The sequence below is a fragment of the Cupriavidus taiwanensis genome, from assembly GCF_900250115.1.
GTDB classification, from domain to species: domain Bacteria; phylum Pseudomonadota; class Gammaproteobacteria; order Burkholderiales; family Burkholderiaceae; genus Cupriavidus; species Cupriavidus taiwanensis_B.
Genome location: NZ_LT984805.1, coordinates 45,318 through 64,650 on the forward strand (window position 1 = coordinate 45,318; position 19,333 = coordinate 64,650).

Sequence of the window (19,333 nt, forward strand, 5' to 3'; positions counted from 1 at the left end):
GTCGGAAGGAGCGCAATGCATCGAACTCGCCACATAAGGTGCAATATGGTAGGTGAGCTTTGATAATTATGGTGCACATTTCGCCAAAAGCGCGTCCTGCGAATGGAACGGTCTGCGCAGGCCTTCACCGCTTGCTGCGTGCAATCTTTAAACATAAGGCACGAAGAGCGAAATTTTGCTGATTACCGGGGCGTTATGTTTGGAGGTGAAGAGCAGGGTGTCTGCCGGCGGCACCCGCATCTCAGCCGGTGGTCGGCGTGCAGGCGTTGGATACGGCAGAAAAATCGAAATGCGCAGCGGCATACAGGGCATTGCACGCCCAGACTTCCTCGCCGTTCTTGTAGAAAGTGACCCACTTGCCGTCGCTGATTGGGAGGATGTCAATGTACGGACTATCATCACGTTTGCTGATTTCTGGCCCCTGCTACTAGGCCGGAAGTGTTCTGAAGAATTGCCCAGGTTGCCTATGCCCATAATTTCTCTCACTGAAGCGCTGAACAATCTCACGGTAGACAATCTGAAATCGCTGATGCGCTGGCTTCCGGAAGCCTCACGCATCGGAAAGAAGAGTGGGCTGGTTGAAGAGATCCTGCGCAACCTTGCCGGCGACAGGCTGCAAGCGCTGTGGGAGGGGCTGGACAAGACTCAACGTCTGGCGGTAGCAGAGGCCACCTATGCGGAGGATGGCTGCTTTAATGCCACGCGGTTTCGAGCCAAGTATGGGCGTTTGCCGAATTTTTCGGTCCGGGACGAGCGGCGCCGACACGAGCACCATGGGCCGCCCACGGCGTTGTGCCTGTTTTTGTACTATCAGAATGGATGGCGCTACGTGCCAGCCGATCTGAACGAGCGGCTCATGGCATTCGTGCCGGCGCCAGAGCCTGTCCGGCTGGACACGGTCGATTCGCTTCCCGGCATATACGGTGAAAGCCCATTGTCGGTGCGGCTGTGTGAGCGCGATGCCCTGGCGGATCTACCGCTGCTACTGCGTCTGGTGGATCAGGGAAAGCTTAAGGTCAGCGAGAAGACAGCGCTGCCGGGCACGGCGACGTTGCAATTGTTGTGCGGGCAACTGTCCGGTAGCGACTACTACGCCGAGCCCGTGCCGGGACCCACCGATCAGGAGATAGGGCCGATCAAGGCATTTTCTTGGCCGATGCTGCTTCAGGCAGCGGGGCTTGTGCAGCGTAACGGGAGCAAGCTGGTGCTAAGCAAGGCTGGACTGACAGCCCTGACGACGCCAACGGCTGACGTGCTTGTCAAAATCTGGCGGAAATGGCTGAAAGCGACGTCGCTGGATGAATTTAGCCGAATAGATGTCATCAAGGGGCAAAAAGCCAAGGGCGGTGCGATGGCTGCAGTGGCGCCGCGCCGCGCGGCGATCGCAGAGATGCTGCAGCGTTGTCCGGCCGGGAAGTGGATCAGCATCGACGCGTTTTCCCGTTTCATGGTGGCAACTGGGCATACTTTCGACGTGGCCCGCGACCCTTGGAGTCTTTACATTTGTGAGCCGGATTACGGCAGCCTGGGGCACAGCGGCTACCATGACTGGGACATTCTTCAGTTGCGGTATATGCTCTGCTTCCTGTTCGAGTATGTGGCGCCACTTGGCATCATTGATATCGCATACACCGAACCGGCGGGGGCTCGGCCTAATTTTCACGATATGTGGGGAACGGACGAACTCCAATTCCTCAGTCGCTACGATGGCCTGGCCTATTTTCGCGTGACCTCGTTGGGAGCCTATTGCCTTGGCGCCAGCGGCCACTACACGCCGGCGCCGGTCCAGTCTAGCGTAAGGCTATCCGTCATGCCCGGCATGCAGGTCAAGGTCATCGCGGGCCGTCTGTCGGCAGAAGAGTCTCTGGTTCTGGACATGTGGGCAACCGAAGAGGCGGACAGACTCTGGCGGCTCGACCTTCAGAAGGCCATCGTAGCGGTCGAGAGGGGGCATGACATCGCCGAACTTCGCGAATTCCTGCAGGCCCGGGACGACCAGCCGGTACCAGACACGGTGGAATCCTTCATCAAGCGGGCTGGCAAGCAGGGCAAGGCGCTGAAAGTTGCGGGGACCACGCTGCTGATTGATTGCAATGACGCGCAAATGGCAGCCATGCTGGCCACTCGCAAGGAGACCGCCCATCTGTGTCTGCGCGCCGGTGATAAGCATGTGGTAGTGCGGCTCGAGGACGAAGATAAGTTCCGGACACATATTCGCGCGTTGGGCTATGGGATGACGGCCTGAGGTTTGCGCCGGTCGGTGGTGCCATGCCAGGGGCGAGCGCTATGCGACGCGAAGATAGATGGGTGACGGCCCGGCCGCAGACGCAGGCCGTGGTGCTGGCGGGTGGCTCGATGCCGAGCGGGTCCCGGTGAGGTTCCGTCCCCCATCGTATTTGGGCCAAGTCCAACTGCGGTACCCATTCCGGCTCGTAAGGCACCTACCGGGTCGCCAGGGCGCAGCCCAGCACTGGGTGCGCCGGCGCCAGGCGTAATGGAATCCCTGAAACAGGTCGCGCGGCGGCGCAGTGCAGGGCGGGGTGGTATCGTACGATTTTGTTCGCTGTGTCGATGGTACGCAGGTGCAATGCGAGAGTGTTAAGGGGGACATCAGCCGCGATGGTGGATTCGGGGTATCCGCAGTTCTTTCGTCCGTTGACGCTGAAGAGGCGAAAGCTGATCGCTGCCTGCATCCGCGCATTCTATGCGCGGCTTTATGGCTCCCATGCCGACTACCGCTCCATCCTTGGGCGCGAGGACTTGCGTGACCTCTTTGTCCAGACGATGCAGTCCGCCACGCTGCCGGCCGATCCTGCCGGTGAAGATGGCGACGACGGATTCGCCGCCGGTGACCTGGCCGACGACCAGAAGCTGGCAAGCGCCATCGTGCGCCTCCTTGTTGCGGACGGCTGGCTGGAAACCGCCGAGGATCGCGTCCGACTGGTTACCGCCTATCGCTTCACCCGCGCCGGCAAGATCTTCGCTCAGGCGCTGACGCTGGCCGACCGCCCACGCGAACGGACCCGTCAGCGCAACATGCGCTCCTGCAAGAATGCACTGAGTGCCTTCATCGAGCGCCGCGATGTGGAGGACCTGCTCGACGCCTACGAGTATGCCGATCGGGTCATTGCCGACCTCTCCGAAGATATCGAGCTCTTTTACGACCTGGCTCGCAAGATATTGCTCGATGCGCATGTGCAGGGCAATTGGGATGGGTTTATCGAGTTCGTAGAGCGACGTTTTCGTGATGAGTTCTCGCCCCGCCTAGTCTATGACAATGCCGAGCGCCACCGGCTGGACATCGGGGCGCTAATCGAACGTCTTAACGATTTGAGCGCGGCCGAGATGCAGGCCATTGACGATGACTTGGCCAACCACGCGGCATGGGCCGCGCAGGCCGCGCCGGACGGGGCGATCTTGAGATGGATGCTTGATCGGATCGACGAGATGGTGACCGCGGCCTGCCGGACGAAACAGCCGGAATTGTTCCGGGCCATGGAAAGCTATGTCCGCCGCCATGTGGTCTTGTTGTCGCAGAGTCTGTTCATGGGGGCATCAGGCAGCGGGGCGGCATTGTCCACCCTGATCCGCCGCCTGGGGGAGATGCCGGAGCGGGATCAGGGCGCGTGGCTGGAGCGGCAGGGAGCGGCGCTCGCACCGGTAAGCGTGGCGCTGTATGATCCGGCCGCGGTGCAGCCGAGAAAGACCGCCGAGCGTAACCGGGCACAGGCCGTGAGCATCGTTCCGGAAATCACACGAGAAGAGCGTTTGCGTCAGTTCGTGCGGCAAGCGCAGGAGCGGGCCTTCTCCTTGTCGCATCACGATGTCGTGGATTACTTGCTCGGTTCCATGCGTGGTACGGGCGCGCTGCGCCTATCCGAGTTGCCGGTCGACGATGCTATCCAGGCGTTATCGTTGTTGCGGGCAGTCGAGGCAGCACGGGACCATGAGGGACTGGACGTGGAGCGGCTAGATGCCGAGCCGCTGGACAATGCCATCATGTCGGGCACTGACTATGCAATCAGGAGGCGCCACATCGGCCATGGATGAAATTACGATTGGGCAACTGGTGGAAGCGGAACTGAAGGCGGGGGGCGTCCGGCCGGAGGCGTTCGGGCAGATCCTTGGCCGCCTGTTCGGGCTGTCCATCTTGCACCGGGAGGACAGCGCCATCGAGCGTCAGCTCTACGACGACGCCGTGCGTATCGAAGGCCTGCTCAATGCGTACTTCGATGTGGGCGGGTTCCGGCTGCTGCACGAGCGACATCAGAGTTATTTTCGGCTTTACCCGCCGGGGGCGCGCGTGCCGGGACTGCCCGCCGAGGACGATGCTATCGCGGTGGACGCCGTGCGGGCGAAGCTCTCCGCCGATTTCGTGGCATGCTGCCTGGTGCTGCGCTTGCTGTACAACGAAAGCCTGCGCCAAGGCTCGATCAACGAGCGCAACGAAGCGCTTGTCACCGTGGAATACCTGAATGCCACGCTGACTGCGCAGGCGCGCCGCTCACTGCCGGCCAAGACTGCGCGGGAGAAGCTCTTCGCCGACCTGAAGCGTGCCCGTCTGATCGATTACCGGGCGGATTCCGAGGTGGAAGATGCTGACGCTCTGGTCGCCATTCGTGGGACGATCCTGCAGTTCGTGGCGGATTCCGCCATTGATGCCCTGCTGACCGAAACACGGACGCCCGTGTCGGCCGTCACGTCGCCGGAGCCCGACGATGAGGCTTGAGAAGCTCATCCTGGTCAACTGGGGCTTCGTGGTGTCCCGGGAATACCCCTTTGGCCACACCACCTTGCTGTCGGGTTCGACCGGCGTTGGGAAGTCCTCTTTCCAGGACGCGATCCAGCTGGTCATGACCGGCGGCAAGCAGCACATCAACGTGTTCAACTCGGCGCAGGACGAGAGCGGCGCCTCGCGCGCGGGCGGCAAGGTGAGGCGGACGCTGGCGTCTTACGCGGTAGGCATGCGCGACAACCTCTGCGTCCGGCCGTATGGATCGCACACCTATGTCGTCGCCGTCTTCGCGCCCGATGAGTGGGAGTCCGCCGAACCATTCACCGCCGTGGTGGCCGTCGAAGCTGCCGTGTCTGGTACGCGCGAGCAAGGTCGCAGCGTCGACGTGGCGCGCAAGCTCTACTTTGTGCTACCAGGCAGCCGCGTAATGGAGGCGGATTTCATCGAGTCGCGCAAGGGCAATTCCATTACCGCGGTGAAGGTCGAGGATATCTACCATCGGCTGCGCCAGCGCTATCCGCGCGTCCTGCCGTTCGAGAACAGCATCGAAGATTATCTGTGCAAGCTCTATGCTGAGTTTCGCGGTGGTGGCAAGACGCTGGTCGGGCCGCGCGAGGCCGAAGCGGCGGCGCGGGCTTTCGTCCAGTCCATTGCTCGCAAGACCGTCGGCTCGGTGGACGAGTTGATCCGGGAGCAGGTGCTGGCCGAGCCTGATTTTTCCGATCAGATCGGGCATATCGCTTCGCTCATGCAAAACGTGCAACGTCTGCGCAAGATCGCCACCGAATTACTGGCGTGCCGGGAGCGGCTGGGCGTGCTGAAGGCACACGCGGATGCGTTCCTTGCCGCGTTCGAAGAGGCCATGGAGGCCGAACTGGGCGAAGTACTGCGCCGACAGCGGGATGTCGAGGAGGAGATCCAAAGGCTGGAGGCCTGCCGGCGTCTTGCCTTAGCCGATGTCGAGAAGCAGCAGGCGCTTGCCGACCGGCATGCACAGGCGCTGAAGCGCGCCACGGAATTGCATGGCACTGCCAAGGGTCGGCTCAACGGCAATCCGGTGGCGCAGGATCGTGAGCGGCTCAGCCGCGAGATAGCCGTGGCCACCGATGGGCGATCCCGTATCGCGCTGGACGTTCTGGCCGCCCTAGCGGGCTTGCGCGGCGTGCTCGACGAACTGGCTGCCCTGGCCAAACTGCCTGCAGGACCGGCCTCCGCCTACGCATCCCATGTGGAGCGGCTGGTTGTCGATGCCACGGCGATCGATGGCGCGGACGGCCAAGCCGCCGCGCGTGAGTTGGCGGCGATGCTGACAGGCGCGCAGATCGAACCCGCGAGCCTGCGGCGCGACCGGTTCGCCAAGCTGGATGCCGCCCTGGCTCCCATTGCGCAGCGACTGCACGGCGCCGACGGCCTGTATGGGGCAGTGGTACAGGAGCAGGCGCGGGAGTCGGATCGCGCTGCCGCCCTGCAAGGAGAAATCGACGACCTGAAGCGGCGCCGGCAAGGGCTGGAAGATGGCCACTTTGACTTGCCGGCGCATGTGGAGGTCGCAGTCCGATATCTCGAGGCCCAGATGCCGGGCGCCCGTCCCAGGGTACTTTGCAACCTTGTCCAGCCGCGGGAGGGCTCACGCTGGCAGAACGCTATCGAAGGGCTTTTGGGCGGCAACCGCTTCGTGATCCTGGTGGACGCGCAATACGAGGCGAGCGCCATCCGGGCGCTGCGACACGAGCTGGTGGCGACTAGACAAGGACGAGAGGCTTCCGTGGTGCAGGGCGAACTGGCCAAGCGGCGGGCGGAAAACCAGGCGCTGTCGCCCGACGCCGTGCTGCAGGAATTGGTGATCGCCGATGAGACCGCGCGCGCCTATCTGGTTGCAAGTTACGGCCGTTATGTCAAGGTAGCGGATGCGCAGGCGCTGCGCGGCGCGCCACAGGCACTGACCGTGGACGGCATGGCCAGTGGGGGGTTCAAGATGTTTTCGTCATGGGTGGACGACGGCGAACTGGCCTTCGGTGCCGAGGCCCGGCGCAAGCGCGTGGTGAGGCTCGTCCGGCAGATCGACGAAAAGTCGCAGGAAAGGGACGCACATCGCGCAGGCGCTGCGGAGTTGGCCGCGTGGGGTGCGCGTCTGCTCGCCCTGCAGCTTGTGCCTGTCGCGCCAATGCTGGACAAGCTGGGTGAGACGCAGCGCGAACTGAATAGTCTCGCGGCGCAGCTCGCCAGCCTAGATGACGCCGATCTCATCGTGCTGGAGCGGCGCGTGGCGCGTGCGGAGCAGCTATTGGAGGGCCACCACCGCCTATCCAATACCGCATCACGCTTAGCAGGCGAAGCGGAGGGGAGGGCGCGTGGCTTCGAAGCGAACATCGGTGACGCTGAAGCTAAGCTTGTTGAGTGCAAAGATGCCGTGCGCCAGATAAACGCCCGCGTGGCTGAACTGATCCGGCTCAATCCGCATTTCGATCCAGTCCGGCTGGAGCAGCGCGCTCGGGAAGCGGCCAAGGAGCAGACCGCCGCGTCCTTTGATGGGCGGCGGCGCCAGCAAGCCGGGATCTACCGCCAGGAGCGCGAGGCATTCGAGCGGAAACTGGAGGCCCATAATCTCTTGTCATCCTCGTTCGATGAGCGGGTCGACTTTCAGCCTTGCCAGTCAACCCAGGGGGAGTACGAGTGGCAAGCCTATGGCGGCGTACCTGCCGCCCGGCGACAGATCTCGGCCATGTTAGAACGGCTCGACCAAGTGCGCATTCTCAACAACACCAGCGAGCTGCGGGACGCCGAGAAGAGCTTCAACAACACCTTCAGCACGCATTTCGCGCTGGCCGTACGCACCGCGGTGGAGCAGGGCATCGATCCGCTCAAGCGGCTCAATGAGAAGCTCAAGCGACTGGCATTCGGCGAAGACCGTTTTGAGATCGAATACGGGCAGATGGTCAAGGAGTACAAAAAGTACTTCGACCTGTTCCAAGAACTGAACCGGCTGGCCGAGACACAAACGCCGGTGGATTTGTTCTCGGCCGCCGAAGGCGTCCTTTCTGCCGAAAGCGTCGTGGCGCTGGACGACATCAAGCTGCTATTGCTCGACACCAACCGCGACCACGCATTGCGGCGACTGAAGGACATAGCGGACTACCGCAACTATCGCCAATATGACATCCGCAAATATTCGGAGGACGGGCGCGAGGCGTCCTTGGCAAGAATGGCGACGTTCTCGGGAGGCGAGCTGATGACGCCAGCCTATCTGGTGCGGGCCGCGGTGCTGGCCCAGGCATTTCGGCAGTTCGAGAAGACGCCGAGCCTGAAGCTCATGATGATCGACGAGGCCTTCGACAAGATGGACGAAGGCCGCACCGCTGCTGTGATGCGCTATCTCAATGAGAACCTTGGCTTGCAACTGGTGGTTGCCATGCCGTCCCGCGCGTCCGGTCCCCTGCTCGAGTTGTTCAGCTTCGAGCATCGTTTTTCTCTGATGAAGGTTGAGGGCCTGGCAGGCGAACTCGATAAGATTACCGAGGTGGACAGCTCCCTCTTGAAGGCCGACCGACTACATGCCCTATGGACTGAACGTCGGGAGGCGGTGCGCCGTGAAGCGGCATGGCAGTTCGACTTGCAAGAGGCGCGCAAGCAGTTGATCTCGGACATGGGGGCATGAGCGCCGACGACATTCCGGGGCGCCGGCCGGACGCGCTCACCGCGTTGCTGAATGCACTGGTGGACCGTATCGAGGCAAAGCCGTTTGCCGAGAGACGCCGCGATATCGGCTTCCCGTTGAGTGCCGGGACGTGGCCGGAGTTTTTCTCGATCGACCTTCACGGCGAACGCATGTTCGTATGGCGCGCCCTGGAAGCGCTGCAGGCGCAACCCGGATTTGCACTGATGCTAGACCAGCGTCGTGGCCAGCGGGATCTTGATATCTGGGAGCGCTCACCGAAGCTCGTCATCGCAGCTCAAGCGGAAGCGTTTCTTCGCGACGAGACGGGGCGCCAGCCCAATGCCGTGGTCGCCTGGATGGCTCAGTGGCGGAAGGCTGTGCCAGCGCGCGTCAACAACGCGGCGCTGTGCGAGCGGCTGCTGTCCCGCCCGATCCTCATCCTTCCGCGTTCACCGGAGCAGGTGCTAGAGCGTTTCGCGGGCATCCCGGCGCTTGCGAGCGAGAGCCTCATGCTCCATGAGGTAGCAAGCCGGCAGTTCTGGGGCCTGTCTAAAGTTCTCAACGGCCAGCAGGAGGCCATTGCCCTGTTGCTTGACACGGAAGTTTGCCCCTTTCCAGACAAGCCGGTGCAACTGCTGGTAGCTGCGCGTACAGCCGATCCTGCCGCCCCGGTCCTGTTTGTGGAGAATGCCGCAACGTTCGAGTCGATGGCGGCGGGGAGGCTGAGCGCCGCCGAGGGTTTTGTCCTGATATTCGCATCCGGATACAAGGCGAGCGCGAGGAGGCTGCGCCAGCCGGGTGGCAGCTCAGTCTACTTTGCCCCGAGCGTGTTTGAGCGGAATGCGGCATTGGGGCGTAGCTTTCTTGCATGGCTGCATGGCACCGACGACACGCGCCCAGTTCATTTCTGGGGCGACCTGGATTTTGCCGGGATGGATATTCTTAAGGAGTTGCGCGTGGTATTTCCAGACGCGCAAGCGTGGAAAGCTGGCTACGAGGCGCTGCTTGCACGCCTGCTCGCGGAGGAGTCCCACGCGGCGGATGAAGCAAGGAAGTCGGGCCAGACCGATCCGGGCTTTACCGGCTGCCCTTATGCGGATGAAGTGCTGCTGCCAGCACTACGCAGGCACGGCCGATTTGTCGACCAGGAAAGTCTGTAGCGTCTCGACGCGCCAGACAACTACGCGAAAACCTGCCGATGAATGCATGCCTTTGGGACAAAGCTTGGTATTGACCGCCGCATTTTCCATGCTCCGGCACGCTAGTAGAAGCACAATGAATTTGTGCCGGTTCGCGTGGTGACACGTTGCAATCCCGTGGCCGAGCAGGCAGGTTGCCTGCCGTATGCTTTTTTCGCATTTAGTTCTCGACTCTCTCTTTTGCGTTACCTGATAACGTACGCGCGCAGCGCCAGAGTTTAGACATTATGCCGGGTATGTCTCGCGGCACTGGCGGTGGTATCGCCGATCTGCTCGCCGGCGAGAAGTCTTCGTCATCGGCGGGGCAGGGCGGTGCGGCACGTCACGGATCTCCGCATACTGTTCATCATCTCTTCGAGACCCTCAACAGGCTTTCAGATCCGAGAGACGGTATCGACCGATTCCGAGTGCAACCGCCGCTCGACCGTCGGTGCCCGCTCGGCAAGCCGAGCCGGGGGCTTTATCGTGGGCCCCTAAAGCGGGATGGTATCGTTGCCGTGGCGGACGCGATCCAGACGGAACAGATTCCGTAGCAGAACATCTTAGGCCTCCTTGGGGAGTACTTGACGACCGCTTCGCCTTACCAGACCGTGAAGCCACCATCGACAGCGATGGCCTGGCCAGTGACAAAGCTTGCGCCGGGCGAGCAGAGCCACATCACGGCGCTGGCAATGTCGGCCGGCTCGCCCAGCCTTTGCATGGGCGTTGCGAGCGTCAGTTGGGCCATGTCTTGCTGGTTCTCTGGGCGGTCGGTGATAGCCGTGTGCGCAATGCCGCCGGGGCAAATGGCGTTGACGCGGATGCCGCGGCTGGCGTAGTCCACCGCAACTGACCGGGTCAGTCCGAGCACCCCGGCCTTTGAGGCGGAGTAAGCCGACAGTCCGGGTCCGCTGACGAGCCCCATGATGGAGGACGTATTGACGATGACCCCTGCGCCGTACTCCAGCATCTGTGCACACTGGTATTTCATGCACAGCCAGACGCCCTTCAGGTTGACGGCAATGGTCTTGTCCCACTCGTCCTCGGAGAAATCGCAGATCGGCGCGCCGCGCGGAGCGATGCCGGCGTTGTTGAAAGCAAAGTCAAGACGGCCCAGGGATCGGATGGTCTGATCTATCGCCCCGGCGACGTCCGCACCTTGCGCAACGTCTGCGCGGACAAAGATGGCCTTGGCCCCGGCTTTTTCGATGTCATGCGCGGTTTCCTCAGCGGCAACCGTGGCGGTATCTAGCAGTGCGACGTCAGCGCCGGACCTGGCGAAGCTCAGCGCAGTCTGGCGACCGATGCCAGTAGCCGCGCCGGTGACAAACGCAACCTTACCTTCGAATGACTGCATCTGGTGGCATCCTCGCATGGTTTCAATTTGCATGGCGCACCAGAAGGCTGTGATAGCTGGCCAGTGGCGCGCAGACGAGGATACGGGGGCGCGAGCCGCTAGCCAACGTCAATTCGGACTAGTCGCAAGCGACATGAGTGTGGAAATCTTGGGGAAGGGGCTGCACGAGGTAAGCCCGCGGCGCCGTGCGGGGCCGGGGAGAACCACTGAAACGGGCCAGTTTCTCTCCAAGCTTCGGCGGAGTAGTTCTGCTGATGTTTGCTCCGGAAACCGGATGGACTGTCGTCGCGCCTCCTCGCCGACGGCACCGGCAGGCGAGGACAAATAACTGCGCATGGTCGCATACAAGGGTTACGTCGCTGCGTCCCAGTTTCACCAGTCCGAGACGGGTTAGCCATCTCAGTATCCTGTCCGTTGCTCCGGTCAGTATGACTTGCAGATCGCGCCACAGTCGAAGGTTTGTTCGGAAATCCATGTACTCCCGTGATCTTCGCAGCATTACCCGCGAGCATGCGCGCGGGCCAGAGGCACCCACCCACGATGACGTGTTAGCCATGGTTGGGGTGCTGGCGCCTTTCTGCCTATGGCTTCAGCACAGACGGCCGCGCCTCTTTCACCTGCACGAAACGGAGCGCTGTCCGCGGCCATCGACAGGCCTGCGCCGCACATTCTTCGGACGCTGCCCGTGACCTCGCGCGAATAGCGGAAAAGGGCAGTGACGGATTCCGTGAGTGCTTCCCTCGCCAGGCGGGCGAATTTAGCAACTAAAGGAAATGTCCCCATCATCTTTTAGCAGGGCCGGACCCGATCGTTCAGCGTGTAGCCTATAAAAGGTGAGAGCCTTGATGAAAGCTTAAAGGCAGCTATAGCCGTCCGCGGCACGGATCAGGCCACTCAGCGCAACCGAGGGCGACGTCATGAGCAGATTGTTCGCAGCAGCGGAGTGCCTGCGCAGGGTTATCGGCGGAGCAGCCTTGACATCTGCTGTTCCCTCCCTGATCGCTGCTGCCCTGGTCCTGGTCGTACTGCAGGGGTGCTCGACTACCCCGGCACGCTTGCCGGCAGTCCCCGCTGACGTAACGTAAGCGGTCGACTAACAACGCCTCTTGCGGCCGGATACGAGGTCGGCTAAACAGCGGATGTCTTGAGATTCCAAGGCAGCAAGGCCTCGTAGTCGTCAGCGGTCTTCGCGAGCGGCAGCGCCTTGAACAAGGCGACGAGATAGCGGTACGTATCGACGCCATTGGCCTTGCAGGTCTCAATGATCGAGTACAGATTCGCGCTTGCGTTCGCGCCAGCCACGGTGTCACAGAAGAGCCAGTTCCGGCGCCCTACGGTGAACGGCCTGATCGAATTCTCAATCACATTGTTCGATATCGGCCAGGCGCCGTTCTCGACGTAACGGACGAGCTTGGGCCACTGGTTATGGAAGTAGTGTAGTGCCTCGCCGAACTTGCTTCGCGGCAACACGGTGTGCAGGTGCTGCAACAGCATGGCTTCGATTTCGTCTAGCACAGGCCGACTCTGCTCGGCACGGATCTGCTGGCGCTGCTCTGGTTTCATCTCGCGAGTCCGAGCCTCGACAGCAAAGAGCTTGGCGATGAGCGCGATGAACTGCGTGATTGGATGTTCGCCACCGCGCTGCTCCTTGGGCAGAGCCTCCTCGGCCTCAATCATGTAACGACGGGCATGAGCCCAGCATCCAAGATGGATCAGTCGATTCGCGTGCGCGACCTTGTCGTACGAGTCGTACCCGTCGGTCATCAACACCGTTCCTGGCTTGATGCCGGCATAGAGCTCCGCAGCATGTTTCGTTGACCGCGTTGGGCTGTAAGCAAACAGCCGTACCGGCGGGCCCGATCCATTCATCTGCGCCCAGAGGTAACTTTTGGTCTGGGCAAGCTTGCCGGGCTCCTTGAGCACCTGGACGGTAGTTTCGTCGCCGTACACAAGGTCATCGTCCAGCAGATGGTCGCGCATCAGGTTGATGATGGGCTGCACGGCCTCGCCGACACGTACTACGCTGGCGGCCAATGTACTGCGCGAGAGGTCGCCGCCGAAGCGGTGCAGCAAGGCGGCCTGGCGGTACAGTGGCAGCGCGTCTTGGTACTTGGAGGTGATGCACCAGGCTAGCGCGGATTCAGTCAGCAAGCCCTTGGGGATGATGCGTGCGGGGGCGGGCGTCACCTTGATACTGCCGTCGCAGCACGGGCACGCGTACTTGACACGCTGGTGCTGGATCACTCGGACCTGCTGGGGGATGATGTCGAGTTGCTCGCTGATCTCCACGCCAATCTCAACGGGCCTGTCAGTTTTTTTGTGTGCAGGGCAGGTAAAGGCTCACCGTCGATGGAACGGTGAGCCAGCAATATCTTAACGATAAGGGTGGGTGAAGCGTTCCTCGTAGAGGATCGCAAACTGGTTCATGGCAGCCTTCCAGTCATGGGTTGAACTGCCCCACTTCACCGTGATGTTTCGCAGCGCCAGCCACAGCAGCTTGGTCGCCGCCTCGTCGCTGGGGAAGTGACCGCGCGTCTTGATGATCTTGCGCAGCTGCGCGTTGATGCTCTCGATCGCGTTGGTAACCGGCATGATAGGAACCGGTGCCCTTCCTCTCCTCACCGTGTAACTTGGTGTATGGTTCGACCATCCGGGACAGGGGCACCGGGGAGCACTTCGGGTGGGCAGGCCGTTCATATACGTTGAGCTGCGAGCTCGTGTTAGTAGTTGGCCGCCCCTGCGACCCGCCCGGTTGCGCTGCGAGCGCGAATCCGTAGTTGTCGTGCTGTCCCACCGGCTCCCATTTGCGATGTTTCCCATGGGAGACGCCAATGCGAGTGATAGGACTGGATGTATCGCGATCGGTGGCCGAGATCGCCTATTTGGAGAATGGCCGGCTACGCGCCGGCGGGCGCGTCGGACTGCGACGCGACGAGCTGGAACACTTTGCTGCCAAGCTAAAGCCCGACGACCACGTGGTACTCGAGGCGACCGGCAACACGATCGCCATCGCGAACGTGCTGACAGGTCATGTCGGCAAAGTGATTGTCGCCAACCCGTTGCAAGTCCGCCTGATCGCAGAAGCGCGCGTCAAGACGGATAAGATCGATGCCGCGATCCTTGCGCAACTCTATGCGAGTGGCTTCCTGCCCGAGGTGTGGATTCCAGACGAGGCCACGCAAGCGATGCGACGGCAGGTGTCGCGCCGCGCCCAGATCGTGCGGCAGCGGACGCGGCTCAAGAATGAGATTCACGCTGTCCTTGCCGCACATCTCATCGCACGGTGTCCTGCGACAGACCTGTTTGGCAAGAAAGGGCGGGCCTGGCTGAGCCTTCAGCCGCTACCCATGGACGAGCGCATCGGGATTGACCAGCGGTTGCATGAGCTCGACAGGCTGGCAGAGAATCTGCAGCAGGTTGAGCGCGTCCTGGCCCAATCCGCTATTCAGGACGACAGGCTGCGCAAGCTGCTGACCATCACCGGCATCAACACCACCGTTGCGATCGGGTTGATCTCGGCCATTGGCGATATCGCTCGCTTTCGTTCGCCGCAGAAACTGGTCAGCTACTTTGGCCTCAATCCTTCGGTCTACCAATCCGGCTTGCAGCCAGCAAAGCACGGACACATCAGCAAGCGCGGACGTTCCTATGCGCGTGCCATGCTGGTCGACGCTGCCTGGGCCGCAGCCCAAACGGCCGGCCCCGTCCGAGCCTTCTTCCTTCGTATCCGGGATCGTCGCGGTCAGCAGATCGCGGCTGTTGCCACGGCACGCAAGGTGGCGATCATCGTCTGGCACGTCCTCACGCGTAACGAAGCCTTCGCGGGGACCGCCCGGCGCTGACTGCGCGCAAGACCCGTGAGCTGGAACTGCAGGCAGGCATGCCTGCGCGTCGCGGTAGCCGCAAGGGGTCTGCCGCCGCCTACAATCTGAAGTCCGTCCGGGATCTGGAGCGTGCGGCAGGCGAACAAGCTGAGCACGCTTACCAACGGCTGTTCTCGCGCTGGAAGCAAGCGCGACCGCAGGCAAGTGCGGTACGCGCTCCGTGGCCACCAATACGGACGCCATAAACGAGCGAAAGCACCCCCCGGCCTTGTCAACTTCATCCGTCGTGTAAATGATCTTGCGGATCGCCGGTGGGAACGTAAAGAACGGGATCACCTGATCCCAGGCGCGACGCCAGGATGCGCCGATCGGTGCATACCGCCGACCCCATTCCCCGTTCTCGAAGGCCGCCAACTCGGCCAGCGCGGCCTCGACGGTGGGGGCCGTGTACACGGGCTTGAGCGCCGCCGCCACGGCGCGGCGCTCCTTCCAGTTGGCGTACTCCAGGCTGTTGCGGATCAGATGCACGATGCAGGTCTGCAGGGTGGTGTTCGGGAACACCGCGGCCAGGGCCTGTTCCATGCCCTTAAGGCCATCGGTCACCGCGATCAGGATGTCTTGGGTACCCCGGGTCTTCAGGTCGTTGAACACCTTCATCCAGAACTTGGCGCCTTCGGTAGTCTCGATCCACAGGCCCAGGATGTCGCGCGTGCCGTCGGGCAGCACGCCCAAGGCCAGGTAGACGGCCTTGTTGCGCACCACGCCGTCCTCGCGCATCTTGACGCGCAGCGCGTCGAAGAACACCACCGGGTACATCACCTCCAGCGGACGGGCCTGCCAGGCGGTCACCTCGTCCATGACCGCATCGGTCACCGAACTGATGAATTCGGGCGAGACCTCGGTGCCGTACTGTTCGGCCAGAAACGCCTGGATCTCGCGCAAGGTCATGCCGCGCGCATACATGGCGATGATCTTGTCGTCGAACCCGGTGAAGCGCCGCTCGTGCTTGGAATCAGGATCGGATCAAAGCTGCCGTCGCGATCGCGAGGGATGTCTAACCGCAGCGGCCCGTCGTCGGTCAGAACCGTCTTGGCGCTCTTGCCATTGCGCTGGTTGGCCGTGCCGGCCGGGCGCTCGGCGCCAGCCGGGTAGCCCAGATGATGGCCGAGCTCGGCCCCCAGGGCGCGCTCGATCAGGGCCTTCTTGAACGCCATCGAGGCGTCCTGCACCGCCTCGGCGGTCATCGGGCCTTTTACGAAATGAGCGATCAGGTCCTCGGGAATGCTCGGCAGCTCACGGTCGGCGGCCTGGCTGGTCTTGGTTTTGCGTGGCATACATGCTCCTTGGCGACATGTTATGCCCTAAACACAAAATTTCTGACAGGTCCATCTCAACCAGAGCTTGTCCATCATGCTGGCACACCCGCTCTGACTCCGGCAGTTCGTGGCGCATTGGCACGCGGGGAAGCGCCGGGTCCAACGGCTTGCGGCCGCGCTTCTTGCGCTTGTGACCGGCCACCTCAATCTCTGGCGTACCTTCTTCTTCCTGTGCCGGAAGTGTCGCCGCCGTTGGTGCCAGCGTCTCGGCTTCATTGAGGAACAGGTCCTTCTGCTGCGATCCCCGAACCTCGCTCGTGGCGCCGAACAGCTTGCGCTGGAAGGCCTTGAGCCTCTCGAGCAGCAGGTCACGCTCGACCGTCACCACGCGCAGTTTGCCTTTGAGCGCATCGCGCTCCTTGGCGGCATTGCGCAAGAGCTGGAGTTCCGCGGCGGTAATCGTGACAGGCGTTGACGACATGGCGGATTTGACCGTCGATGTCATGCAGCGTTCACACGGCCCGTTGGTAATGTCGCGGCGGGTGCCGCTGGACGGCACTGATGTCGATGCCGTCCAGCAGCCAGTGAAGTTGCTCGACCGAGAGCGTCGCCACTGCCGCCCCACGCGGCCAAGCAAAACGGTCTGCCTCAAGTCGTTTCAAAAAGAGCCAATATCCGTTCCGGTCCCAGCCAAGCAGCTTGATCCTATCGGCTCGTCGATTGCGAAACACGTAGACCGCTTGTGCGAACGGATCGAGCCCCAGCGACTGCTCGACCAGCGCCGACAGACCATTGATACTCTTGCGGAAATCCACAGCTTCCCGGTGCAGGTAGACCTTCAGCCCTTCGTCGAAGCGGAACATCAGCTCGCCCCCAACGCTTCGATCATCGCCTTTACGAGTTCACCGTCACGCTCACCGCATGCGAGCTCAATCGCTACGCCGTTTGGCAACTTCGCACTCAGCAGCGCGACTGGTCGCGACGGCTGAGGTTGCGGTTCAACTGCCACAGCCGTCGTGCGACGCGGCGCAGTGACCACAGCTTCGACTTCAGGAGATCGGATTCCCTGAACAACCGGCACGAACGCCGCCAGCGAACCGTGTTCCACTGCCCTCGATTCCCGATGCAGCCGAATCCATTTGCGCAGTTGATTGGCATTGACTTGAGCCTTGAGCGCTATGCCTGCCACCGATGCGCCAGGCCGAAGACACAGCTCAATCAAACGCCGGTTGGCCACCGGCTCGTAATCGCGTTTCCCATTGCGCCGGACACGCACTACTCGCAGTGGAAAGCAGTCAACATCAATATCGTCAGTGATCATGGTTTGCGTCCGCAAAGTGTTTGCGGACGCAAGCCTGCCAAGACTCACCCTACAAAACTAGGACGCCGTTTCTCGGTCGCTTACGACGTAACAGCGAGAGCTGAAATCCCTGGCATGCCCGGGGTACGCTACACAGCAGGGATTGACATTCCCGAATTCACTGAAGCGGCTTTCGAGGCACTGAGACGAGAACGGGATTACCTTGCGCGGCAGGGACACAAAGGCCCGATGCCACCGGCGGTGTTCGTCGCGATTTCTGGTGGTGGCGACAATGGTGCATTTGCCGCTGGCCTTCTGAATGCGTGGACCGCAACTGGGACGCGACCGGAGTTCAAGCTCGTCACCGGCATCAGTACCGGGGCCCTGATAGCCCCTTTCGCTTTCCTCGGGCCGAAGTACGACGGGACTCTGAAAGAGGTCTACACGACAATTTCCCCGAAAGACGTCTTGGAACCGCGTAGCTTTCTGGCAGGCGTGCTGAGCGATGGCATGGCGGATAATGCGCCGTTGCTAAGGCTGACGCGAAAATCCGTGACGGAGGCCTTCCTGAAAGAGATTGCAGCGGAGTACGCAAAAGGTCGCATGCTGTTGGTCGCCACTGCCGACCTTGATGCAAGGCGCGCAATCATCTGGGACATGGGTAAGATCGCAAGCTATGGTGGCCCCAAGGCATTAGATCTGTTCGTAAAGGTCATGGTGGCGTCAGCTTCGATCCCGGGCGGCTTCCCACCGATGATGGTCGACGTCGTAGTCGACGGAAAGCCCTATCAAGAAATGCACGTTGACGGGGGAATCGTCGCACAGGTATTCGCTTATCCGGCTGGGATACGCATCAACGACGAGGCGGCGTCGGTCGGAGTCAAGCGGGAGCGCAAACTCTATGTGATCCGCAACGCCAGACTCGATGCGGATTGGGCGCAAGTTGAGCGCTCCACAATGAGCATTGCCTCTCGCGCGGTCGCTTCGTTGATTCAAAGCCAGGGTATCGGCGACCTTTACCGCATTTATGCGACTGCAGAGCGTGATGGTGTTGATTTCAATCTTGCCTTCATCCCGGCGAGTTTCAAGGCGCCCCACAAGGAAGAGTTCGACACCGATTACATGCGAGCGCTCTATGACACTGGCTATAACATGGCGTCGAAGGGTTACCCTTGGGCTAAGGCCCCGCCTGGGTTCGCCTTGCCGGCCGCTATAACGAAATAGCCCTCAGATGTCGGATTCCCTGCCGATTGCATTATGGCTAGCACCTGATGCGGCCCAACCTTTATTCTGACGAATGATGTCCGCATCCCATTCGTCCTTGTCGCCGGTCATGTGCCAATATGGAATGGTAGCGAGGGATGATCAATTTTCACAGAGGCTGCGTAAGTCTGCTCGACACGAGCATGCGAATGCGGCCTGGCAGTAGAGCAGAGCGTCATCCTGACCAAGCAAGGAGGAGTGTGAAAATGGTCGAATCGAAAAACGGACGTTGGAGCCAGACCGGCAGGGTGCTGGCCGTGGCCGGTCTTCTGGCGCTATCGGGCGCTGCCCCGGCAACCGAGCAGTCGCAGCAGCGTCAACAAGGCAGAGACGCAAACCAGGCAGCCAAACAGCAGGCGCGTTCGGGAAAGGTCGACTGCCGGGCTGAAAATCAGAAGAGCAACGCTGAGTGCCGGCAGGACAAGCGCGACACGAAGCAGGAGGGCCGTCAGGAAAAGCGGGACACCAAGTACTAAAGAGCCGTATCGGTCGACCGCCGTGCCCGCCAGCAGCGTAGCTGTCCTGCGACGCCAATGCCGTGGGCTGAGCCGGGACTAGCGGTCTCCCTAAAGCGGTTGCGGTTGCCGTTGCCTTGCAGGTCGGGGGCGTTTCTTATCTTAGTATCGATTCGGTGCATGCGGGACCACCGCGGGCGGAAGATACGGCTCGAATTCTCCCGCTCCATCATCCTCTGCGGCTAAAAAG

At 61.7% G+C, this 19,333-nt stretch carries 10 protein-coding genes and 5 pseudogenes; 8 read left to right on the top strand and 7 right to left on the bottom strand.

Translation table 11 applies throughout. The features are described 5' to 3' along the window. Positions 1 to 205 precede the first annotated feature (205 nt). The 5 genes from CBM2586_RS29350 to CBM2586_RS29370 all read left to right on the top strand — a co-directional run bounded on the left by CBM2586_RS29350 (position 206) and on the right by CBM2586_RS29370 (position 9,550). Entirely contained in the window at positions 206 to 2,245 is a 2,040-nt protein-coding gene (locus tag CBM2586_RS29350) for a hypothetical protein (protein WP_240074705.1), read from the top strand. Between the two features lie 374 nt (positions 2,246 to 2,619). Continuing rightward, positions 2,620 to 4,050: a Wadjet anti-phage system protein JetA family protein gene (locus CBM2586_RS29355; RefSeq protein WP_012354435.1), complete on the top strand. Its 1,431-nt coding sequence runs from the start codon at positions 2,620 to 2,622 to the stop codon at positions 4,048 to 4,050. Beyond that, complete coding sequence (locus CBM2586_RS29360) at positions 4,043 to 4,729, top strand: DUF4194 domain-containing protein (protein ID WP_012354436.1); 687 nt, start codon at positions 4,043 to 4,045, stop codon at positions 4,727 to 4,729. The genes CBM2586_RS29355 and CBM2586_RS29360 overlap by 8 nt, the downstream gene beginning before the upstream one ends. Continuing rightward, the gene (locus CBM2586_RS29365; RefSeq protein ID WP_012354437.1) at positions 4,719 to 8,390 is read left to right on the top strand and encodes an SbcC/MukB-like Walker B domain-containing protein; all 3,672 of its coding nucleotides are present in this window, start codon (positions 4,719 to 4,721) and stop codon (positions 8,388 to 8,390) included. The genes CBM2586_RS29360 and CBM2586_RS29365 overlap by 11 nt, the downstream gene beginning before the upstream one ends. Beyond that, positions 8,387 to 9,550: a Wadjet anti-phage system protein JetD domain-containing protein gene (locus CBM2586_RS29370; protein WP_012354438.1), complete on the top strand. Its 1,164-nt coding sequence runs from the start codon at positions 8,387 to 8,389 to the stop codon at positions 9,548 to 9,550. The genes CBM2586_RS29365 and CBM2586_RS29370 overlap by 4 nt, the downstream gene beginning before the upstream one ends. Positions 9,551 to 10,169: 619 nt before the next feature. Here the strand turns inward: CBM2586_RS29370 and CBM2586_RS29375 are convergent. From CBM2586_RS29375 to CBM2586_RS29385, 3 genes and pseudogenes are all read right to left on the bottom strand, one after another. Beyond that, a complete protein-coding gene (locus tag CBM2586_RS29375; RefSeq protein WP_012354440.1) occupies positions 10,170 to 10,925 on the bottom strand; it encodes an SDR family NAD(P)-dependent oxidoreductase in 756 nt (251 codons plus the stop codon). 1,128 nt (positions 10,926 to 12,053) lie between these two features. Further along, a pseudogene (gene tnpC / locus CBM2586_RS29380) lies at positions 12,054 to 13,244 on the bottom strand (IS66 family transposase); the annotation flags it as partial. 54 nt (positions 13,245 to 13,298) lie between these two features. Then, positions 13,299 to 13,520: pseudogene (locus CBM2586_RS29385) on the bottom strand (transposase); the annotation flags it as partial. Between the two features lie 236 nt (positions 13,521 to 13,756). Between CBM2586_RS29385 and CBM2586_RS29390 the strand changes: the two are divergent. Further along, positions 13,757 to 14,994 (top strand): annotated as a pseudogene (locus tag CBM2586_RS29390) (IS110 family transposase). Here the strand turns inward: CBM2586_RS29390 and CBM2586_RS29395 are convergent. The 4 genes and pseudogenes from CBM2586_RS29395 to tnpA form a co-directional block, all read right to left on the bottom strand. Beyond that, positions 14,990 to 16,083 (bottom strand): annotated as a pseudogene (locus CBM2586_RS29395) (IS256 family transposase); the annotation flags it as partial. The pseudogenes CBM2586_RS29390 and CBM2586_RS29395 overlap by 5 nt on opposite strands. Positions 16,084 to 16,138: 55 nt before the next feature. Then, positions 16,139 to 16,546, bottom strand: a pseudogene (locus CBM2586_RS29400) (transposase domain-containing protein); the annotation flags it as partial. A 31-nt stretch (positions 16,547 to 16,577) separates the two neighbouring features. Next, entirely contained in the window at positions 16,578 to 16,928 is a 351-nt protein-coding gene (gene tnpB, locus CBM2586_RS29405; protein WP_012354445.1) for an IS66 family insertion sequence element accessory protein TnpB, read from the bottom strand. Continuing rightward, positions 16,928 to 17,386: an IS66-like element accessory protein TnpA gene (tnpA, locus tag CBM2586_RS29410; RefSeq protein ID WP_012354446.1), complete on the bottom strand. Its 459-nt coding sequence runs from the start codon at positions 17,384 to 17,386 to the stop codon at positions 16,928 to 16,930. The genes tnpB and tnpA overlap by 1 nt, the downstream gene beginning before the upstream one ends. Positions 17,387 to 17,500: 114 nt before the next feature. On the opposite strand from tnpA, the gene CBM2586_RS29415 reads away from it, so the two are divergent. Beyond that, the gene (locus CBM2586_RS29415) at positions 17,501 to 18,589 is read left to right on the top strand and encodes a patatin-like phospholipase family protein (protein WP_012354447.1); all 1,089 of its coding nucleotides are present in this window, start codon (positions 17,501 to 17,503) and stop codon (positions 18,587 to 18,589) included. A gap of 245 nt (positions 18,590 to 18,834) precedes the next feature. Continuing rightward, positions 18,835 to 19,104, top strand: coding sequence for a hypothetical protein (locus CBM2586_RS29420; protein WP_012354448.1), 270 nt, complete (start codon positions 18,835 to 18,837; stop codon positions 19,102 to 19,104). Positions 19,105 to 19,333 lie beyond the last annotated feature (229 nt).